Annotated in this window: 18 protein-coding genes; 11 read left to right on the top strand and 7 right to left on the bottom strand. The window is 32.3% G+C overall.

Translation table 11 applies throughout. From position 1 onward, the window contains the following. The first annotated feature begins 77 nt into the window (after window positions 1-77). Window positions 78-500: a hypothetical protein gene (locus tag BUC09_RS02630; RefSeq protein WP_073308414.1), complete on the top strand. Its 423-nt coding sequence runs from the start codon at window positions 78-80 to the stop codon at window positions 498-500. A gap of 85 nt (window positions 501-585) precedes the next feature. After that, on the top strand, window positions 586-1,086 hold the full coding sequence (locus BUC09_RS02635) for a septal ring lytic transglycosylase RlpA family protein (RefSeq protein WP_073308416.1): 501 nt from the start codon (window positions 586-588) through the stop codon (window positions 1,084-1,086). On the opposite strand, the gene BUC09_RS02640 is transcribed toward BUC09_RS02635, so the two are convergent. After that, window positions 1,087-1,554 carry a CYTH domain-containing protein gene (locus BUC09_RS02640; protein WP_073308418.1) on the bottom strand — a complete coding sequence of 156 codons (468 nt, stop codon included), beginning with the start codon at window positions 1,552-1,554 and terminating at the stop codon, window positions 1,087-1,089. A 25-nt stretch (window positions 1,555-1,579) separates the two neighbouring features. On the opposite strand from BUC09_RS02640, the gene dinB reads away from it, so the two are divergent. Then, window positions 1,580-2,659 (top strand): DNA polymerase IV, encoded by a 1,080-nt coding sequence (gene dinB / locus BUC09_RS02645; protein ID WP_073308420.1) that lies wholly within the window; start codon window positions 1,580-1,582, stop codon window positions 2,657-2,659. A 10-nt stretch (window positions 2,660-2,669) separates the two neighbouring features. Here dinB and pyk read toward each other — a convergent pair whose 3' ends face one another. From pyk to BUC09_RS02670, 5 genes are all read right to left on the bottom strand, one after another. Then, a complete protein-coding gene (pyk, locus tag BUC09_RS02650) occupies window positions 2,670-4,103 on the bottom strand; it encodes a pyruvate kinase (protein ID WP_073308422.1) in 1,434 nt (477 codons plus the stop codon). 3 nt (window positions 4,104-4,106) lie between these two features. Continuing rightward, entirely contained in the window at window positions 4,107-4,586 is a 480-nt protein-coding gene (locus tag BUC09_RS02655; protein ID WP_073309031.1) for an IPExxxVDY family protein, read from the bottom strand. Between the two features lie 117 nt (window positions 4,587-4,703). After that, on the bottom strand, window positions 4,704-5,450 hold the full coding sequence (gene rnc / locus BUC09_RS02660; protein WP_073309033.1) for a ribonuclease III: 747 nt from the start codon (window positions 5,448-5,450) through the stop codon (window positions 4,704-4,706). A gap of 8 nt (window positions 5,451-5,458) precedes the next feature. Continuing rightward, window positions 5,459-6,709 carry a beta-ketoacyl-ACP synthase II gene (gene fabF / locus BUC09_RS02665; RefSeq protein WP_073308423.1) on the bottom strand — a complete coding sequence of 417 codons (1,251 nt, stop codon included), beginning with the start codon at window positions 6,707-6,709 and terminating at the stop codon, window positions 5,459-5,461. Between the two features lie 194 nt (window positions 6,710-6,903). Beyond that, window positions 6,904-7,140, bottom strand: coding sequence for an acyl carrier protein (locus tag BUC09_RS02670; RefSeq protein ID WP_007137004.1), 237 nt, complete (start codon window positions 7,138-7,140; stop codon window positions 6,904-6,906). 219 nt (window positions 7,141-7,359) lie between these two features. On the opposite strand from BUC09_RS02670, the gene purN reads away from it, so the two are divergent. From purN to BUC09_RS02690, 4 genes are all read left to right on the top strand, one after another. Continuing rightward, window positions 7,360-7,929 carry a phosphoribosylglycinamide formyltransferase gene (gene purN, locus BUC09_RS02675; protein ID WP_073308425.1) on the top strand — a complete coding sequence of 190 codons (570 nt, stop codon included), beginning with the start codon at window positions 7,360-7,362 and terminating at the stop codon, window positions 7,927-7,929. A 7-nt stretch (window positions 7,930-7,936) separates the two neighbouring features. Further along, a complete protein-coding gene (gene rnhA / locus BUC09_RS02680; RefSeq protein ID WP_073308427.1) occupies window positions 7,937-8,416 on the top strand; it encodes a ribonuclease HI in 480 nt (159 codons plus the stop codon). 105 nt (window positions 8,417-8,521) lie between these two features. Next, entirely contained in the window at window positions 8,522-9,448 is a 927-nt protein-coding gene (locus BUC09_RS02685; protein ID WP_073308428.1) for a PfkB family carbohydrate kinase, read from the top strand. A gap of 100 nt (window positions 9,449-9,548) precedes the next feature. Then, a complete protein-coding gene (locus BUC09_RS02690) occupies window positions 9,549-11,447 on the top strand; it encodes an amidophosphoribosyltransferase (RefSeq protein ID WP_073308430.1) in 1,899 nt (632 codons plus the stop codon). Window positions 11,448-11,907: 460 nt separating this feature from the next. On the opposite strand, the gene BUC09_RS02695 is transcribed toward BUC09_RS02690, so the two are convergent. After that, entirely contained in the window at window positions 11,908-12,513 is a 606-nt protein-coding gene (locus BUC09_RS02695) for a superoxide dismutase (protein ID WP_073308432.1), read from the bottom strand. A gap of 166 nt (window positions 12,514-12,679) precedes the next feature. On the opposite strand from BUC09_RS02695, the gene BUC09_RS02700 reads away from it, so the two are divergent. From BUC09_RS02700 to BUC09_RS02715, 4 genes are all read left to right on the top strand, one after another. After that, complete coding sequence (locus tag BUC09_RS02700) at window positions 12,680-14,098, top strand: hypothetical protein (protein WP_073308433.1); 1,419 nt, start codon at window positions 12,680-12,682, stop codon at window positions 14,096-14,098. Between the two features lie 6 nt (window positions 14,099-14,104). Then, window positions 14,105-17,257, top strand: a complete 3,153-nt coding sequence (locus BUC09_RS02705; protein WP_073308435.1) for a UvrD-helicase domain-containing protein — start codon at window positions 14,105-14,107, stop codon at window positions 17,255-17,257. 28 nt (window positions 17,258-17,285) lie between these two features. Next, the gene (gene kbl / locus BUC09_RS02710) at window positions 17,286-18,482 is read left to right on the top strand and encodes a glycine C-acetyltransferase (RefSeq protein ID WP_073308437.1); all 1,197 of its coding nucleotides are present in this window, start codon (window positions 17,286-17,288) and stop codon (window positions 18,480-18,482) included. Between the two features lie 104 nt (window positions 18,483-18,586). Further along, on the top strand, window positions 18,587-20,005 hold the full coding sequence (locus tag BUC09_RS02715; protein ID WP_073308439.1) for an OmpA family protein: 1,419 nt from the start codon (window positions 18,587-18,589) through the stop codon (window positions 20,003-20,005). The last annotated feature ends 52 nt before the right edge of the window (window positions 20,006-20,057 follow it).

Below are 20,057 nucleotides of genomic sequence, written 5' to 3' on the forward strand. Positions count from 1 at the left end.
GATATCAATAATTTAGAAAAACCATTCGCATTGCGAATGGTTTTTTACTTATATTTGTTTAAACTAAAACAAACAAAATGTACGAATTTATTCAAAAATTTCACTCTGGATGGGCTTATTTAGCTTTGCTATTATTAGTTGTAGCAGTTATTAATAGCGCTATTGGTTTCTCTTCAAAAAAAGAATTTACAGCAAAGGATAGAAAGATTGCTTTATTTGGTTTAATCGCTACTCACATTCAATTGGTAGTTGGTCTTATACTTTATTTTGTTTCTCCATTAGGACTTGCTGGATTTAATATGAAAGATGCGGCATTAAGACTTACTTCAATGGAGCATCCATTAATAAACATTATTGCGATAGTTTTAATCACAATTGGTTGGTCAAAACATAAAAAACAAACTGACAATACTGCAAAATTCAAATCTATTTTAGTAGGTTTCGGATTAGGCTTATTGCTTATATTGTCACGTATTCCATGGACTTCATGGTTAGCCTAAAAAATAAAAGCCCTTTTTAGGGCTTTCTTTTTCAATAAGGGTACGGTATTTGTAAAAGAGTGTGTAATGTTAAAAAATAATAATTATGATAAATCGTTTTTTATTGGTAATTACCACGATATTAACAATGGTACTTGTTTCGAGTTTTTCATGTAAAAATTTTAAAAAAGAGCAGCCTTTGTTTTATATGTATGCTGATACAGTAAAGCAAGATACTGTTAAAGTCGATTCTACGCTAATAGACAGCCTTATAATTGAAAAGGAGGGTGATTATAATTATAAATTATACAAAAGTAAAGGTTATGCTACTCATTACGCTAATAGATTTAATGGTAGGCGAACAGCTAGTGGCGAACGCTTTGACAATAACAAATTAACTGCAGCACATAGAAAATTACCTTTTGGAACCAAAGTGCGAGTTACAAACTTAGCTAATGGAAGAACGATTATAGTAAAAATCAACGATCGTGGTCCTCATGTTAAAGGAAGGGAAATTGATTTGTCTAATAAAGCCTTTATGTATTTAGCTTCTAAAAAAGCTAGGGGTGTTATGCCTGTAAAAATTGAAATCGCAATAAAAAAATAATTACCAAGTTTTAAAAGGATTATTACTCAGATAGGCGTTATAGTAACGTTTATCTGAAGTAATTTCTTCACCTAACCAATAAGGTTTTTTAAAGGTTTCATCTTCAGTTTGAAGTTCAATTTCGGCCATAATTAAACCTTCATTATCTCCGTTAAAAATATCTACTTCATAAATATGATCGCCAAATGGGATTTCGTATCTTATTTTGTCTATTACACCCTTTTCACAGAGTTTTAATAATTCTTCAGCATCTAAGATATCAATTTCCTTTTCCCATTCCATTCTGGTAGTTCCAGACTCATTACTTATTCCTTTAATGGTAAGATATCCTTTGTTGCCTTTAATTCGTACACGAACGGTTCTTTCGGGAGTTGAGTTTAAGTAACCCTGTACAATTCTATTTTTTGTAGTAGCCAAAGTGATAAAATCAAGATTTTTGACTAAAAATTTGCGTTCAATTTCTAACATAAATTAAAGGTATTAAATTTACAGTATGGAAGAAAACCAAACTCGTAAAATAATTCATGTCGACATGGATGCTTTTTATGCATCTGTTGAGCAAATGGATAATCCCGAATTAAAAGGGAAGCCATTAGCTGTTGGCGGAAGTGAAGTACGTGGCGTGGTTTCGGCGGCGAGCTATGAGGCAAGAAAATTTGGAGTTAGAAGTGCAATGAGTGGTGTTCAAGCCAAACGGTTGTGTCCTGAATTAATATTTGTGCGTCCTCGATTTGATCGATATAAGGAGATTTCTAAGAAGATTAGAGCCATATTTAAAGATTACACAGATCTTGTTGAGCCGCTTTCTTTAGACGAAGCCTATTTAGATGTTACGGTTAATAAAAAGGGCAATCCAAGTGCTACTTTAATAGCTCAAGAAATACGAAAAAGAATTTTTGAAGAAGTTGGTCTTACGGCTTCTGCAGGTATTTCTGTAAATAAATTTGTTGCAAAAATCGCCTCGGATTATAATAAGCCTAATGGTCAAAAAACAATTAATCCTGAAGAGGTTGAGTCTTTTTTGGAATCATTGGATGTTAAAAAGTTTTATGGAATAGGTAAAGTAACAGCCGAAAAAATGTACCAATTAGGAATTTATACAGGTTCTGATTTAAAGGCTAAAACTATTGAATTCCTGGATGAACATTTTGGTAAAAGCGGACGGCATTATTTTTATTTAGTTAGAGGAATATCCAACAGTGCTGTAAAACCAAATAGGACAGCCAAATCTGTTGCTGCTGAGCATACTTTTTATACTAATTTAACGTCGGAAGTTTTTATGGAAGAAAAGCTAGAACGGATCGCCGAAGAACTTTCTCGAAGATTACAAAAACATAAAATCTCTGGTAAAACAGTAACACTAAAAATTAAATATTCTGATTTCAGTCAACAAACCAGAAGCAAAACGCTTCCTTACTTTATTTCTGATAAAGGATTATTGTTTGAAAATGCAAAGGAGTTATTGTATCAAGAAAAAATGAAAGATTCGGTGCGATTACTGGGTATTTCATTGGCTAACCTAAATACTGAAATAAAAAAAACCGTAGTGGTACAACTACGGTTTGAATTCTAATAAATATTTTTTACTCTATTTCTGATATTCTCAAAGTATTTACCATTCCCTTATTGGCAACTGGCATTGCGGCAAGGTTTACTAGTAAATCACCTTTAGAAACAAATTTATTTTCTTGAGCTATTTTATTGATGTCGTCAATAGTATCGTCTGTGCTAACAAACTTGTCGTAGTAAAAAGCATTAACTCCCCATAGTAAATTTAACTGGGTTAAAATACGTCTGTTTGAAGTAAATACCAATACGTGAGCATGAGGTCTCCAGGCTGAAACTTGAAAAGCAGTATAACCACTATTTGTTAATGTTGTTATGGCTTTTGCATCTATGTCATTAGCTAAAATTGCCGCGTGGTAACAAATATGTTTTGTGATAAAACGATTTGTTTTTATTTGCGGTTGTTTTTGAGGAACTTGAACCAGTGGCGAATCTTCAACAGCTTCAATGATTTGAGTCATTTTCTCAATTACCTGAACTGGATAATTACCTACTGATGTTTCTCCAGAAAGCATTACTGCATCAGCACCATCCATTACAGAGTTTGCTACGTCATTAACTTCCGCACGAGTTGGAGTTAAGCTTGTAATCATTGTTTCCATCATTTGCGTTGCAACAATTACAGGGATACGCGCTAATTTTGCTCTGTGTATTAATTTCTTCTGAATTAAAGGCACTTCGTGTGCTGGAAGTTCAACACCTAGGTCTCCACGAGCTACCATTAAACCATCACAATGTGCTACAATTTTATCAATGTTTTCTACTGCTTCTGGTTTTTCAATTTTAGCTACAATTGGAATTTTATGTTCAGAATGTTTTTCAATTAAGTCTCTTAAATCTTTTAAATCTTCAGGAGTTCTCACGAATGATAATGCGATCCAATCTACTTGGTTTTCAATTGCAAAAATAGCATCCTTTATATCTTTTTTAGTTAACGCCGGTAGTGATACCTTAGTGTTAGGAAGGTTTACACCTTTTTTAGATTTTAATGGGCCTCCTTGAATAACTTTACAAACTACTTTGTTTGCTTTTTTGTCGCTTGAAACTGCTTCAAAAATAAGTTTACCATCATCTAATAATATTTTTTCGCCAGGTTTTACATCCTGAGGGAATGACTTATAAGTCATGTAAACATTATCAGGTGTTCCAGGTACATCATCTGTGGTTTGGAAAGTTACTAGTTCTCCTTCTTTTACAACAACATCTTCTTTCATTACACCAACACGTAATTTCGGACCTTGTAAGTCAGCCAGAATAGCTGTGTTGTAATTGTTTTCTTGATTGATTTCGCGTATGATTCTAATTCTTTCAGAAACATCATCATAGTCAGCATGAGAAAAGTTAATGCGAAATACATTAACACCTTCTTCAATCATTTTCTTTATAACTTCTTTTGTGCTGCACGCGGGCCCAAGAGTAGCCACAATTTTTGTTTTTTTACTTGTAGGCATTTTCTAAAAAATTAAATTGTTTTTTGATTTGATTTCATTTGGGTCAACTTCATAAACCGTACTTACCAAATCGATTCCTTTTATTTTTGTAATTATTTCTTTGGTTTTAATTTGATTATCATGTTCGATTTTCAAAAAAAAATCTACTTTTTTTAAATCTGAAACTAAACTAACTTGAGTTGCTACATTACTATCTTCAAATAATGAAGCATTTTTGTTTTGTACGGGTAGTTCAATTTCTTGTTTGTTTTGTATTAAATCCCAAGCCATCATTTCTGTCTCATCTTCAAAAGTAAATCTTGAAAAAGAGGTTTTTTGTTTATTAATTTCTATTGGGATTTCGTTTTCGTTTTTTGATAGCATTATAGAAAGCGATTGATTTATTTTGAATGCTAGTCTATAATCTTCTAATGTTGTATGAATGGCAATTAACTGATAATCTACCTGATCAAAATCTTCTAATTGTAATTTGTGAATAGCCATAGATAACATAAAACAAAATGTAAATATACTACTAATTAAGTATTTAAATTGCTTTAGTGTTTTAGCTTTTTGCTAATTTATTAACGAAAACGTTTGAGTTTTTTTTATTTAAAAGAATTATTTTGTGTCAATTTGTGACTGAAAAACAAAATATGCTCTTTTTGATGCAATTTCTTCTGCTTTCTTTTTTGAAGTTGCTCTGGCTTTTGCAACTATTTTATTGTCAATGTGTAGTTTAACTCCAAAGTGTTTAAGATTTCCAGTGCCATTATCATCATAAATTTCATAATGAAACTGTTTTTTTTCTTTTTGACACCATTCAATTAGCAAACTTTTATAACTAATTACTTTTCCTTCTAATCGATCAATATCTACATAAGGCTTTATTATTTTTTTGTGAATGAATTTTTCACAAAACGAATATCCCTTGTCTAAGTAAATTGCTCCAATAAAAGCTTCAAATATATTACCATGTATGTTTTCACCAAAATGTTGAAAAGATACTTTACTTTCTACAAACTGAATAAGATTAAAATCTTTACCAAGTTCATTTAAGTGTTCACGAGATACAATTTTTGACCTCATTTTGGTTAAATAACCTTCATCGCCTGTGGGAACTTTGCTAAATAAATGAGCAGCAATAACAGATCCAAGCATTGCATCGCCAAGAAATTCTAATCGCTCATAGTTAATAGCATGCCCATTTTCATCTGTTTTATTCATCGAACGATGAGTAAAGGCTTTTTTATAGTGTTCTAAATTGTTGGGTTTAAAACCTAAAATTGAAGTGAGTTTATCAAAAAAAATCCCGTCCTCAGGAGAATGAGAACGGGAAGATTGAAATATGTTTTTGATAATTCTCATATATGGAATTACTCTGCTTTTTTGAATAAAACACAAGCATTATGACCTCCAAATCCAAAAGTATTGCTCATAGCAACTTTGATTTCTCGGTTTTGTGCTTTGTTTAATGTTAAATTTAATGAAGGGTCAATGTTTTCGTCAACAACACTATGGTTGATAGTAGGAGGGATAATGCTGTTTTTTATAGCTAATATTGAAGCAATAGCTTCGATAGCTCCAGCAGCTCCTAGTAAGTGGCCAGTCATTGATTTTGTTGAATTAATGTTGATGTTTTTAGCATGTTCTCCAAAAACTGCGCTAATTGCTTTTAATTCAGCAACATCTCCAAGAGGAGTTGAAGTACCGTGAGTATTGATATGATCAATGTCTTCAGGATTTAAACCTGCATCTTGCAAGCAGTTTTTCATAACTGCAATTACTCCAATTCCTTCAGGGTGTGGAGCTGTTAAATGGTAAGCGTCAGATGACATACCACAACCTCCAACTTCACAATAAATTTTTGCGCCACGAGCTTTTGCATGCTCATATTCTTCTAAAACCAGCGCTCCAGCACCTTCTCCAAGTACAAATCCATCACGAGTTGCGTCAAAAGGTCTTGAGGCTGTTTCTGGACTTTCGTTTCTTGTCGATAAAGCTTGCATAGAGTTGAATCCTCCCATTCCAGCAATTGTAACTGCTGCTTCTGAACCCCCAGATACAATTACGTCGCACATTCCTAAACGAATGTAGTTAAATGCATCAACTAAAGCATTTGCTGAAGAAGCACAAGCAGAAACAGTTGTGTAGTTAGGACCCATAAAGCCATTTCTCATAGAAATATGTCCAGGAGCAATATCAGCAATCATTTTAGGTATAAAGAAAGGATTGAAACGCGGTGTTCCATCGCCTTTAGCATAAGCTAAAACTTCGTCTTGGAAAGTTTCTAAACCTCCAATACCTGCTCCCCAAATTACGCCAACTCTATATTTGTTGATTTTTTCAAGATCTAAACCTGAGTCTTTAATGGCTTCATCACTTGCAACAATAGCATATTGTGCAAATTTGTCCATTCTTCTTGCTTCTTTTTTGTCTATATAATCCTCTACGTTGAAGTTTTTTACCTCACAAGCGAATTTAGTTTTGTGTTTTTCAGTATCATAATATGTGATAGGAGCGGCACCGCTTTTTCCGCTTATTAATGCGTTCCAATATTCTTGAATATTATTCCCTATTGGTGTTAAGGCTCCTAATCCTGTTACTACTACTCGCTTTAATTGCATGTTTTAGCTGTTTTTGTTTGATATAAAAAAACCCACAGTACTTTTAATTAACTAAAAGAAACAATGGGTATTACATAAATATTTTTATGATTGTAATACAATCAATGTTTTTACAAATCTATGAAAAGATTTTGATAAAGACGTAAAAAATAACAACATCTGCAAGGGTTAAGGCTTACAGATGTTTGAGAGTATTATTTTTTAGCTTCTTCGATGTAAGAAATAGCTTGACCTACAGTAGCAATGTTTTCAGCTTGATCATCTGGAATTTGAATATCGAACTCTTTTTCGAACTCCATAATTAGCTCAACAGTGTCTAATGAATCAGCTCCTAAATCGTTAGTGAAGCTTGCTTCTGTAACAACTTCGTTTTCGTCAACACCTAATTTGTCTACGATAATCGCTTTTACTCTTGATGCAATGTCTGACATAATCTTTAATTTTAAATTTTAATTAGTTGGCAAAAATAAAAAATTTATTTAAAACCAAGTTTTTTAGTTAATAAATGTTACTACGAATTTAAAAAATTAATTTAACAAAGGATATCATTTTTAATTATTTGTCATTTATTATTCTTTTTTTTGCGTAATAAAAATTACAGTTGTTATTGAACAATTCTAGTTTGACACACTTTTAATAATATACAATAAATGAAAAGGATTGTAATATTTGCTTCTGGTTCAGGGACTAATGCTGAACAAATTATATTACATTTTAAAAACAATAATCAAGGAAACGTAGTTGGTGTTCTATCTAACAATCTGCATGCCAAAGTTTTAGAAAAAGCAAAAAATCACGATATACCTAATTTTTCTTTTGAAAAAAGTGAACTTTTAGATGGAACTGTTTTCAAGATGGTTGAGGATTTAAATCCAGATTTGATTGTTTTAGCTGGGTTTCTTTTGAAATTTCCTTCGGATATTATAAGTAGGTTTCCTAAGAGTGTTATTAATATTCACCCGGCACTTTTACCAAAATATGGCGGAAAAGGAATGTACGGAATGAATGTTCACAAGGCAATACTAGAAAATAAAGAGAAAGAAACTGGTATAACTATTCATTATGTGAATGAGCATTACGATGAAGGAGGGATTATTTTTCAGCAATCAGTAAATATTGAAAACTGTACAACTCCAGAAGAAATTGCTTTAAAAGTACAAGAACTGGAGCATCAATATTTTCCTTTAACAATACAAAAACTTATAACTCACAATTCATAACTTAAAATTGTCACATCAAGTTCATATATATACAGACGGAGCAGCTAAAGGAAATCCTGGCAATGGAGGGTATGGTGTTGTTATGGAGTTAGTGGGAACGTCTTATAAAAAAGAATTTTTTGAAGGTTTTCGACTAACTACTAATAATCGAATGGAACTTTTAGCCGTGATTGTTGGTTTAGAAAAACTTAAAAACTCCGGAATGAAAGTTTTAGTTGTTTCAGATTCTAAATATGTGGTTGATGCTGTCGAGAAAAAATGGGTCTTTGGTTGGGAGAAAATAGGTTTTAAGGGTAAAAAAAATCCTGATTTATGGATGCGTTTTTTGAAAATTTATCGTAAACACCAAGTGGATTTTAAATGGATAAAAGGTCATAACAATCATCCACAAAATGAGCGTTGTGATGAATTAGCAGTTATGGCTTCCCAACAGTCTAAGCTTTCCATAGATGCTTTTTACGAGCAAGAAAATAGTTCAATTTTATAGTTGTTTTTTAATCAGCATATTAATAGTTTTAAAAGACAAAATTCTAATTGGTTTTTACCAAAACAAAGTTGTACATTTGCGGCTTAATTTTTTTCAATTCTTTTTATGAATAAATTACTAATTGTAGGAACAGTAGCATTTGACGCTATTGAGACGCCTTTTGGAAAAACTGATAAAATTTTAGGTGGAGCTGGTACTTTTATTGGTCTTTCTGCATCTCATTTTAATTTACAATCAGCTATTGTGTCTGTTGTTGGAGAAGATTTTCCTCAAGAGTATATCGATTTATTAAAATCAAGAAATATAGATGTAACTGGTTTAGAGGTTGTAAAAGGAGGAAAGACTTTCTTTTGGAGTGGGCGTTACCACAACGACATGAATTCAAGAGATACTCTGGCTACTGAATTAAACGTATTAGCCGATTTTAACCCTGTAGTTCCTCAAAACTATCAAAATTCAGATATTGTTTTATTAGGAAATTTACATCCATTAGTACAATCAAGTGTTTTAAATCAGTTGACTGAAAAACCTAAGTTAGTAGTACTTGATACTATGAATTTCTGGATGGATTGCGCATTGCCTGAGCTTTTAGATGTTATTAAGCGAGTGGATGTTATTACAATCAATGATGAAGAAGCGCGTCAATTATCAGGAGAATATTCATTGGTAAAAGCAGCAGCTAAAATTCATACTATGGGGCCTAAATATGTGGTAATCAAAAAAGGAGAACATGGAGCTTTAATTTTTCATGGTAAAGAAATTTTCTTTGCTCCTGCTTTACCATTAGCGGATGTATTTGATCCTACTGGTGCTGGTGATACTTTTGCTGGAGGATTTGCTGGATTTATTACCCAACAAGGTGATATTTCTTTTGAAACGATGAAAACAGCTATTATTCATGGTTCTAATTTAGCTTCTTTCTGTGTAGAGAAATTTGGAACAGAAAGAATGTTGAGTTTAACAAAAGAAGAAGTGCAAAACCGTTTGAAGCAATTTAAGGCTTTAACACAATTTGACATAGAATTATCATAAATTTACGCCTCGAATTTTCGGGGCTTTTTTTATTTTTAAAATTATCGAATTTTAGATAAAAGTACTGAAATTCAAACAACTATAACAACACAACAATACAATGAGTGACGCAATTAAACACGAGTGCGGAATTGCACTTTTGCGATTAAAAAAACCTTTAGAATTCTACAAACAAAAATATGGTACTGCTTTTTATGGAGTAGAAAAAATGTACCTTCTTTTGGAAAAACAACACAATAGAGGACAAGATGGTGCTGGTCTGGCTAGTATAAAATTAGATGTTGATCCTGGGGAAAGATATATTAGCAGAATTCGATCAAATCAATCACAACCTATTCAGGATATTTTTGGACAAATTAATGCTAGAATTAATCAAGAGTTAGAGTTGCATCCAGAATACAGGGATGATGTTGCGCTTCAAAAAGAACACATTCCTTACGTAGGAGAAGTGTTTTTAGGACATGTGCGTTACGGAACTTTTGGAAAAAACAGTATCGAAAATGTTCATCCGTTTCTGCGTCAAAACAATTGGATGCATCGCAACCTAATTGTTGCTGGAAATTTCAACATGACGAATGTAAAAGAGTTATTTGAAGATTTAGTTCAATTAGGTCAACATCCTAAACAAATGGCTGATACAGTTACGGTAATGGAGAAAATTGGTCATTTTCTTGACGATGAAGTAACTGATTTGTATCAAGAATGTAAGGAGAAAGGTTTGTCAAAACAAGAAGCTTCGCCTGTTATTGCGGAAAATTTGAATATTGCAAGAATTTTAAAGCGTGCTTCAAAAAATTGGGACGGCGGTTATGCTATGGCTGGTATGATTGGTCATGGTGATGCTTTTGTAACTCGTGATCCTGCAGGAATTAGACCAGCATATTATTATCAGGATGATGAAATTGTGGTGGTAGCTTCTGAGAGACCAGTTATTCAAACCGTGTTTAATGTTCCTTTTGAATCAATTCAAGAGATAACGCCTGGTCATGCTTTGATCATAAAAAAAGACGGAAGAGTTCTTGATGAGAAAGTTAGAGAAGCTTCGGTAAAAAAAGCATGTTCGTTTGAACGAATTTATTTTTCTCGTGGAAGTGATGCTGAGATTTATCAGGAAAGAAAAGATTTAGGGAAATTAATCATGCCATCAGTTTTAAAAGCTGTTGACTATGATACAGAAAACACCGTTTTTTCTTATATTCCTAATACTGCCGAAACATCATTCTTTGGGATGGTAGAAGCAGCAAATGATTATTTGAATCACCATAAAATTAATTTAATACTTCAAAATAAAGACAATCTTTCAGCAGATCGTTTAAAAGAAATTTTAGATGTTAAACTTAGATCTGAAAAAATAGCTATTAAAGATGTAAAACTACGTACGTTCATTACAGAAGATAGTTCTCGCGATGATATGGTTGCTCATGTTTATGATGTAACTTACGGAGTAATAAAGCCAACAGATAATTTAGTTATTATTGATGACAGTATCGTTCGTGGAACAACGCTCAAAAAGAGTATCATCAAGATGATGGATCGTTTAAATCCTAAACAAATTGTGATTGTCTCTTCGGCGCCACAGATTCGTTATCCAGATTGCTACGGAATAGATATGGCTAAACTAGAAACATTGGTTGCTTTTCAAGCTATGTTAGAGCTTTTAAAAGAAAGCAATAAATATTATTTAGTAGATGAAGTTTATGCAAAATGTAAAGCTCAGGAGCACAAACAAGATTCGGAAGTTGTGAATTATGTAAATGAACTTTACAATCAATTTACAGATGAACAAATTTCCGATAAAATTGCTGAGATGTTAACAGAACCATCTGTTAAGGCAAAAGTGAAAATTATATTTCAATCAGTTGAAAATCTCCATAAAGCATGTCCAAAGAATTTAGGCGATTGGTATTTTACGGGTGATTACCCTACAGATGGTGGAAATCGCGTGGTTAACCGAGCTTTTATGAATTTTTATGAAGGTAAAGATGCAAGGGCGTACTAAAAGGATTACCAAAATGCACTTTATCGACTTTTTTGTGTAATTAAACGACTTTCTTTGGTAGCTGAGGAGTCTAAATATACATTTGGCCTACCATTACATAAGTAGGTTAAGTTTATGGTAGATTTGGGGCAAAAAAGGTAGAACTATGTGTCTACCTTTTTTATTTTTATATAGTTCATAAATCAGTTTTTCATCCCAAATAAAATGTCTAACTAAATTTGGTTAGAAGGGTTTATTTTTCTTCAAATCAACGATTATTTTTTCACTTTGACGATTATTTTTGGAATACAAAAATCAACAATATACTTTTACCTCACCATTACATAAGTAGGTTAAGTTTATGGTAGATTTGGGGCAAAAAGGGAGGGCTAGAACCTCCTTTTTTATTGAATTTAATTAATAATGATAATAAAAAAACGCACTGAGAAATCAGTGCGTTTTTTTATGAAATTATCTTTCTTTATTTTGCTTCAGCATAACGTCTAGTAACTTCATTCCAATCGATAACATTAAAGAAAGCTTCGATGTAATCTGGACGACGATTTTGATAGTTTAAATAGTAAGCATGCTCCCAAACATCCATTCCTAAAATTGGAGTTCCACCACAACCTACACCAGGCATTAATGTGTTGTCTTGGTTAGGAGTACCGCATACTTCTAATTTACCATCTTTAACACACAGCCAAGCCCATCCTGAACCAAATTGAGTAGCCCCAGCTTTAGAGAAAGCTTCTTTGAAAGCAGCAAAACTTCCAAAAGCGCTATTAATTGCGTCTGCTAATTCTCCTGAAGGCTCACCGCCACCATTTGGTGACATTACAGTCCAAAACAAGTTATGATTGAAAAAACCACCACCATTGTTACGAACAGCAGCTTTAGTCATGTCAAGATTTTTAAGAATTTCTTCAATAGATTTTCCTTCTAAATCAGTTCCTGCAATTGCAGCGTTTAAATTAGTTGTATAGGCATTGTGATGTTTAGAATGGTGTATTTCCATTGTTCTTGCATCTATATGTGGTTCTAATGCATCATATGCATAAGGTAATTTTGGTAACTCAAAAGCCATATTATTTATATTTAAAGATTAATAATTAAATTCATTCAAAATTAAACATTTAACTTCGGATTTAAAATTTTTTGAAGTCTTTTCAAACTTTTACCAAACAATCTTTTTATTTTTATAGTCAAGAAGTCTAAGCAGAATTACCTCTGTTTGGATTAATTCAATCATAATGCGAAAAGTATATTCTTTTATTTTTATCATATTATTCTCTTATACAGGGTTTTCACAAAATTTCTTTAACTATAAAATTAGTAAGCCTTATTGTGTGCTTAATTTTTTACAGTCTGCAACTGGCTCACATGGAACATCACCTTCTTTTAAGCAATTTATAATTTCTAAATCTCAAAATGACAATGAATTTATATTATTGACAGAGGAGTATTCTAAATTAAATTTGAACTACGTAATTAATAGAGAAGGTTTTCCAGAAGGCAGGAAGCAAAGTAACTCTGTTTTTGATTTGATAGTTGCTAATGCAGCTTCGTCCAATACATTAGAAGAATTTAAGATTAAATGCTTAGGTTTAATTCCATTAGAAACCAATCAAAAACTTTACAAATTACTTAAAGAAGCTGAAAAAAAATATGATGAATTAGTTTGGATAACTAATAAGGATAAAATGAAAAAGCAATTTGCTGAACTTTCTAAATTTGAAAAGACAAACGAAGCCATTTTCAATAAGATAAGAAATTTTTATGATTCATCTTGGACGTCAGATATACCTTTTCAAGTAGTTATTTATCCAATTCCAGGGTTTGACGGATTTTCTACAGCAACACCTCATGTGAACACTTTGTGTGTTGGGGTTTTTACAGATGAGGTAGATTATGCATCAAGAAACGGAGTTGTTTTACATGAAATGTGTCATGTGCTTTATAAAGAACAAAAGTTAAGTAAGCAGTATGATATAGAAGAATATTTTAAAGATAATAATACTTTATATTCAAGATTTGCGTACTCTTATTTAGATGAAGCTTTAGCTACTGCAATTGGTAATGGTTGGGCTTATAAGGTTGTAAACAATAAATTGGATGAAGGGGAGTGGTATGCAGATGCAACAATAAATGCATTTGCAAAATTGATTTATCCAATGGTTGAACAATACATGCAAAAAGGGAAATCTATTGATAGAGAGTTTATTAATGAGGTAATAAAGCTTTTTGCTCGCAATTTTCCAAAATCAATTCAGGAGTATTCAATTCTTTTGAATAAAACAACAGTGTATGCTGATGATATGACAGAAATAGAGATGGTTAATAAATTAGCCGATTATTTTCAGGTTTATAGTTTAAGTCTTTCTTCACCAATAATTCACAAATATAGTTTTGAATTGATGGAAAATTCAAAAGATACTCAGTTGTTTATTATTCATAAAAATCAGAACCAGACATTAAATGAAATAAAAAAATATTTTCCCCAAATAGAAAACTACAAATTTGAAGACAAACCATTGAATTTGAGTTTTTTTGATCTTAGAGGGAAAGCAGTAATAGTTTTGGTTTTAAATAATAAGGAAGAGATAAAGACAGAGTTGCTTAAAATGAAAAAGCAAGGTTTTTTTGATATTAAACAACCTTTACAATATTAGCGACAAGTGGTAAAACCTGCATTTTCAATATATAACGCATCGGCGGGTTCAGGAAAAACCTATACTTTGGTAAAGGAATATCTTAAAATCATCTTGACATCACCCAGAGACGATGCTTATAAAAACATCCTAGCAATTACTTTTACTAATAAGGCTGTTCAAGAAATGAAAAGCAGAATAGTTGATAGTTTGTATGATTTTACAAAAGATCAGCCTTCAATAAAAGCTTTGGGATTAATGCAAGATCTTTCTGGTGAAACAGGGTTAAACCTAATCGAAATAACAAAGAAAGCTAGGTCGATTATAAAAAACATAATTCACAATTATGCGGCTTTTGATATTTCAACAATTGATAAGTTCACGCATAAAGTGATCAGATCATTTGCTTTAGATTTAAATTTGCCAATCACTTTCGATGTTTCTCTCGATACTGAAAATCTTCTTCAAGAGGCGGTTGATTCAATTATTGCTGAAGCAGGTAATGATGAGGTGCTAACCAAACTTTTGGTTGATTTCACCATGGAAAAAACTGACGATGATAAATCGTGGGATGTTTCTGGAGAAATTTTTAATGCTGGTAAATTAGTATTGAATGAAAACTATAGAAATGAAGTAGTTTCATTACAAGAGAAAACCATTCCAGACTTTATAAAGCTCAAATTAAAACTAAATGATTTATGTAAGCAATTAATTGAAGATACAAAACAAATGGCATCTTCAGTTTTAGGTTTAATAGATCAAAAAGGAATTGATTTAAAATCATTTTCTGGAGGATATTTTCCAAAACATCTTCAAGGGATTTCAGAAGGAATTTTCAATCCAAATAATAAGACTTATCATGAGTTTGAAGATGTCAAAATAAACAAGAGTGCTAGAGACAAAGAAATCATTGAAGCAAGAATTCCAGAATTATTAAATCAGTTAAAAGAAATTTATACAAAATTAGAAAAGAAAGCTTTTTATGAAGCTTTCCTGAAAAACATCACTCCTCTATCACTTTTGAATACAATAAATAATAAATTAAAAGTTATCCAAGAGGAGCAAAATATTTTGTCAATAGCTGAGTTTAACAAGCTTATTTATGATCAAATTAAAAAGCAACCCGCTCCATTTATTTACGAACGTTTAGGAGAAAGATACAAACATTTTTTTATTGATGAGTTTCAAGATACTTCCCAAATGCAGTGGGAGAATTTAATTCCGTTAATCGATAATGCATTGTCTAGTGAAGATTTGCAAGGAGTTAGAGGTTCATTAATGCTTGTTGGCGACCCCAAACAATCCATTTATAGGTGGCGAGGAGGGAAAGCAGAACAATTAATTGATTTAACCCATTCTGAAAATCCATTTAGTAATAAAGAAAAAAAAGTATTTAATCTTGAACGTAATTATAGAAGTTTTGACGAGGTTATTAATTTTAATAATGATTTTTTCAAGTTTCTTTCTCACAAATTTGATAACGAAGACTATAAAAAATTATACCTTGAAAATAGTTTTCAGTTAAGCAACGATAAAAAAGGCGGATTAGTAAATATTTCTTTCTTGCCCTTAATTGAAAGTAGTAATGATATAGAGGATGAAGATGACCTAACTACTGAAGACTTATACCTTCAAAAAACACTTCGGTTAATACATGATGTGCAGCAAAAAGGGTTTTCGCTCAATGAGATTGTTCTTTTAGTACGTAGTAATAAACACGGAATTCTTTTGGCGAATTATTTAACGGAGAATAATATTGAAGTAATATCTTCTGAAAGCTTGTTAATACAGTCTTCTTTCGAAGTTCAATATTTACTAAATGCTTTGAGGTATATCAATGATCCAAAAGATAAGGAGTCATTAGCCCAAGTTCTGTATTATTTTTCAAAATCAAGAGTTAAATCAATTTCTTCTCACGATTTTATCGTTAAAGGAATATCTTTTGAAAAACAAGAAAATTTACAAACTTGGTTGAGTTCTTTTGGTATTGAAATCGATTTTAAATCGATAAAAAAGAAATCTTTGTTTGAGCTGGTAGAAACGTTAGTGCATAAAGGTGTTTTAATTGAAAACAATAATGCTTACGTTCAATTTTTTCTTGATATTGTTTTAGAGAGAGATGTAAAATACCAATTGAGTATTGGTGATTTTTTAGATTTTTGGAATAAAAGCGGTTCTAAGTTTAGTGTTCCTTCGAACGAAAATTCAGATGCAATTCGAATTATGACCATTCATAAATCAAAAGGATTGGAATTTCCAGTAGTGATTTTTCCATTTGCAGACGAAAATTATAGTTCTAATAAAGGAGAAAAAATTTGGATTGACAGTAATGAAGATACAGATATAGATAAATTTTTAGTTGACAAATCGAGTAGTGTGCTTCGATATGGTGAAAAAGCAGTAGAGATATACAATCAAAAAGAACAGGAAAAATTACTAGACAATGTTAATGTTTTGTATGTGGCTTTGACAAGAGCCGAAGAGCAATTGTATATCGTTTCGTCTATGAAAGAAAGAAATAGTAAAGGGGTTTTGCCTAATAATCTGGCTTCTTATTTTATAGAGTTCTTAGAGTTTACTAATGAATTCAAAGCAGAACAATTAGAATATGTTTTTGGTAGTAGTGAAAGGGTTTCTTTGCCAAAGACAAAACAAGAAACTCAAGAATTTATCAAAAACAATATTTCTGTATTAAAGCCAGAATCAATAAAAATTGCCCAACGAGAAGCACTTATGTGGGGGACTCATCAGCAAGAAGCAATAGAGTTTGGTAACGTAATGCATAAAGTTTTATCTTTTATTGAAACAAAAAAGGATGTCGATATTGCAATTACTAAAGCGTTAGAAAGTGGGCTAATTTCAGAGGACCAAAAAGAATTGGTTTCGAATAGTTTATTGCAAATAGTAAATCATGATGAGCTTTATGAGTTTTTTTTAGAGGGAAATAAGGTTTTAAACGAAGTTAGTATTTTGCGTAATAATGCATCTACAATAATTCCGGATAGAATTGTTTTCAATGATAATAAGGCTTATTTGTTAGATTATAAAACAGGTGAGCATAATCTAAAATATGTTAGTCAAATAAACGAGTATGAAAAAGTGCTCATAGAAATGGGCTACCAAGTAGATAAAAAGGCACTTGTATATATAGGAGAAAAAATAGAAGTGGTACATTTGTAAAAATTCAAAAAAAACAAACTCATATAGTATGTACGGAAAAATTAAACAACACTTGCAAAATGAGCTAAATGCTATTCAAGAAAACGGATTGTATAAAAAAGAGAGAGTTATAACCTCTCCTCAAGGGGCAGAGATTGTAGTGAACGGAGAAACGGTTTTGAACTTTTGTGCCAATAATTATTTAGGATTATCGTCACACCCAGAAGTAGTTCAGGCAGCTAAAGATGCTTTAGATACTCATGGTTTCGGAATGTCTTCAGTTCGTTTTATTTGTGGAACACAAGATATTCATAAGCAATTAGAAGAAACTATTGCTAAGTTTTACGGTACAGAAGATACGATTTTGTATGCTGCGGCTTTTGATGCTAATGGCGGTGTTTTTGAACCATTGTTAGGAGAAGAAGACTGTATTATATCTGATAGTTTGAATCATGCTTCTATTATTGATGGAGTTCGTTTGTGTAAAGCAGCTCGTTATCGTTATGAAAACAACAACATGGCTGACTTAGAAGAACAACTTAAAAAAGCTACTGAGGCGGGGCATCGTTTTAAGTTGATAGTTACTGATGGGGTTTTTTCTATGGATGGTTTAGTAGCACCTTTGGATAAAATATGTGATTTAGCAGATAAGTATGATGCAATGGTAATGGTTGATGAATGTCATGCAGCAGGTTTTATAGGCGCAACAGGTAAAGGTACTCTTGAAGCTAAGGGAGTAATGGGGCGTGTAGATATTATCACGGGAACTCTAGGTAAGGCTCTTGGAGGTGCTATGGGAGGATATACTACAGCTAAAAAAGAAATCATAGAGATTTTGAGACAACGTTCTCGACCTTATTTGTTTTCAAACTCTTTAGCGCCTTCAATTGTTGGAGCATCACTAAAAGTTTTTGAGCTATTAGAAAAGGATACTTCTTTAAGAGATAAGCTAGAGTGGAACACAAATTATTTCAAAGAAGGAATGAAAAAGGCAGGATTTGATATTATCGATGGAGATTCTGCGATTGTTCCGGTGATGCTTTATGATGCAAAACTTTCTCAAATTATGGCAGATGAGTTGCTTAAAAAGGGAATTTATGTTATAGGTTTCTTTTTTCCAGTTGTTCCAAAAGAAAAAGCTCGTATCAGAGTCCAATTGTCGGCAGGCCATACAAATGAGCATCTAGACAAAGCAATTCAAGCTTTTACAGAAGTAGGGATGAGTCTAAATATTATAAAAAATTGATTTTTTTTTTAAAATTAGTCTTTTTTTTAACAATTCATTTTGTAATTAATTATTTACCTCTTACTTTTGTCACAATAACGTATTGTAATCAAATAAAATTAAGTATGAAACATCTTAACAAACTTTTTGTTTCCATGATGATGGTAGCTGGTTTGAGTGCCAATGCACAAAGCAGTGATAATCCGTGGGCAATATCTTTCGGAGCCAATGCAGTAGATACTAGAACTAGTGCGGGTATGAGAGATGCAAATATCAAAGACCACTTTTCACAATTCTTTAATGTTAAAGAAAACTGGAATATTATTCCTTCAGTTTCTTATTTAACTGTTTCAAGAAATGTTGGTGGTAACTTCTCAGTAGGAGTTACTGGGTCAGTTAACAAAATTACTAAATGGGTTGACTGGGTTGGACCTTCTGCAAACAGTGTGGTAACTTATAATCCTGGTGATTTAATGTATTACAGTGCTGATGGTACAATTAAGTACAGCTTAAAAAATTTAATTGGAATCAAATGGTTTGATCCTTCAGTTCATATTGGTGGAGGTTATACATGGTTAGATAAACAATCAGCTGGAAATGCTAACGCAGGAGCAGGTTTAACTTTATGGTTTACTGAGCAAGTTGGTTTATCATTAAGTTCTACTTACAAAAAAGCGTTTACAGATAGAACTGATGGAACAGGAGCTTTAGACGTTCCTTCTGTATTCCAACACATGGCAGGTCTTACTTTCCAATTCGGAGGTAAAGATACTGATGGTGATGGTATCTATGATAAAGATGATGCTTGTCCAGATGTAGCTGGATTAAAAGAATTCCAAGGTTGTCCTGACACTGATGGTGATGGTATCCAAGATAAAGATGATGCTTGTCCTGAAGTTGCTGGTCCTAAAGAATTAAATGGATGTCCTGATACTGATGGTGATGGTATTGCTGATAAAGATGATGCTTGTCCTGAAGTTGCTGGTTTAGCTAACTTACAAGGTTGTCCAGATGCTGACGGTGACGGTGTTGCTGACAATAAAGATAAATGTCCTACTGTAGCAGGTCCAAGAGAGAACGGTGGTTGTCCATGGCCAGATACTGATGGTGACTCAGTTCTTGATAAAGATGATCAATGTCCAGATGTTAAAGGTACAGTAGCTAACAATGGTTGTCCAGAAGTAAGCGAAGACGTAATGAAAAAATTAAACGACTACGCTAAAACTATCTTATTTGACACTAATAAAGCTTCTTTCCAAGAAAGAACTTACCCAGTGTTACAAGCTATGGTGGCTATCTTAAAAGAGTACCCATCTTCTAAATTCTCTATCGAAGGTCATACAGATTCAGATGGTAAAGATGCTGCTAACCAAAAATTATCAGAAACTAGAGCTGCTGCTGTTGTTACTTACTTAGTAGAAAACGGAATCGATGCTTCTAGATTATCTTCTATTGGTTTTGGAGAATCTAAACCAATCGCTTCTAACAAAACTAAAGCTGGTAAAGCTCAAAACAGAAGAGTTGAAGTGAAATTAGTAAAATAATTTTATCAAAATAAATTCTTTAAAACGCTCCGATTAGTCGGAGCGTTTTTTT

Source organism: Flavobacterium terrae (assembly GCF_900142035.1).
Taxonomy (GTDB): Bacteria; Bacteroidota; Bacteroidia; order Flavobacteriales; family Flavobacteriaceae; genus Flavobacterium; species Flavobacterium terrae.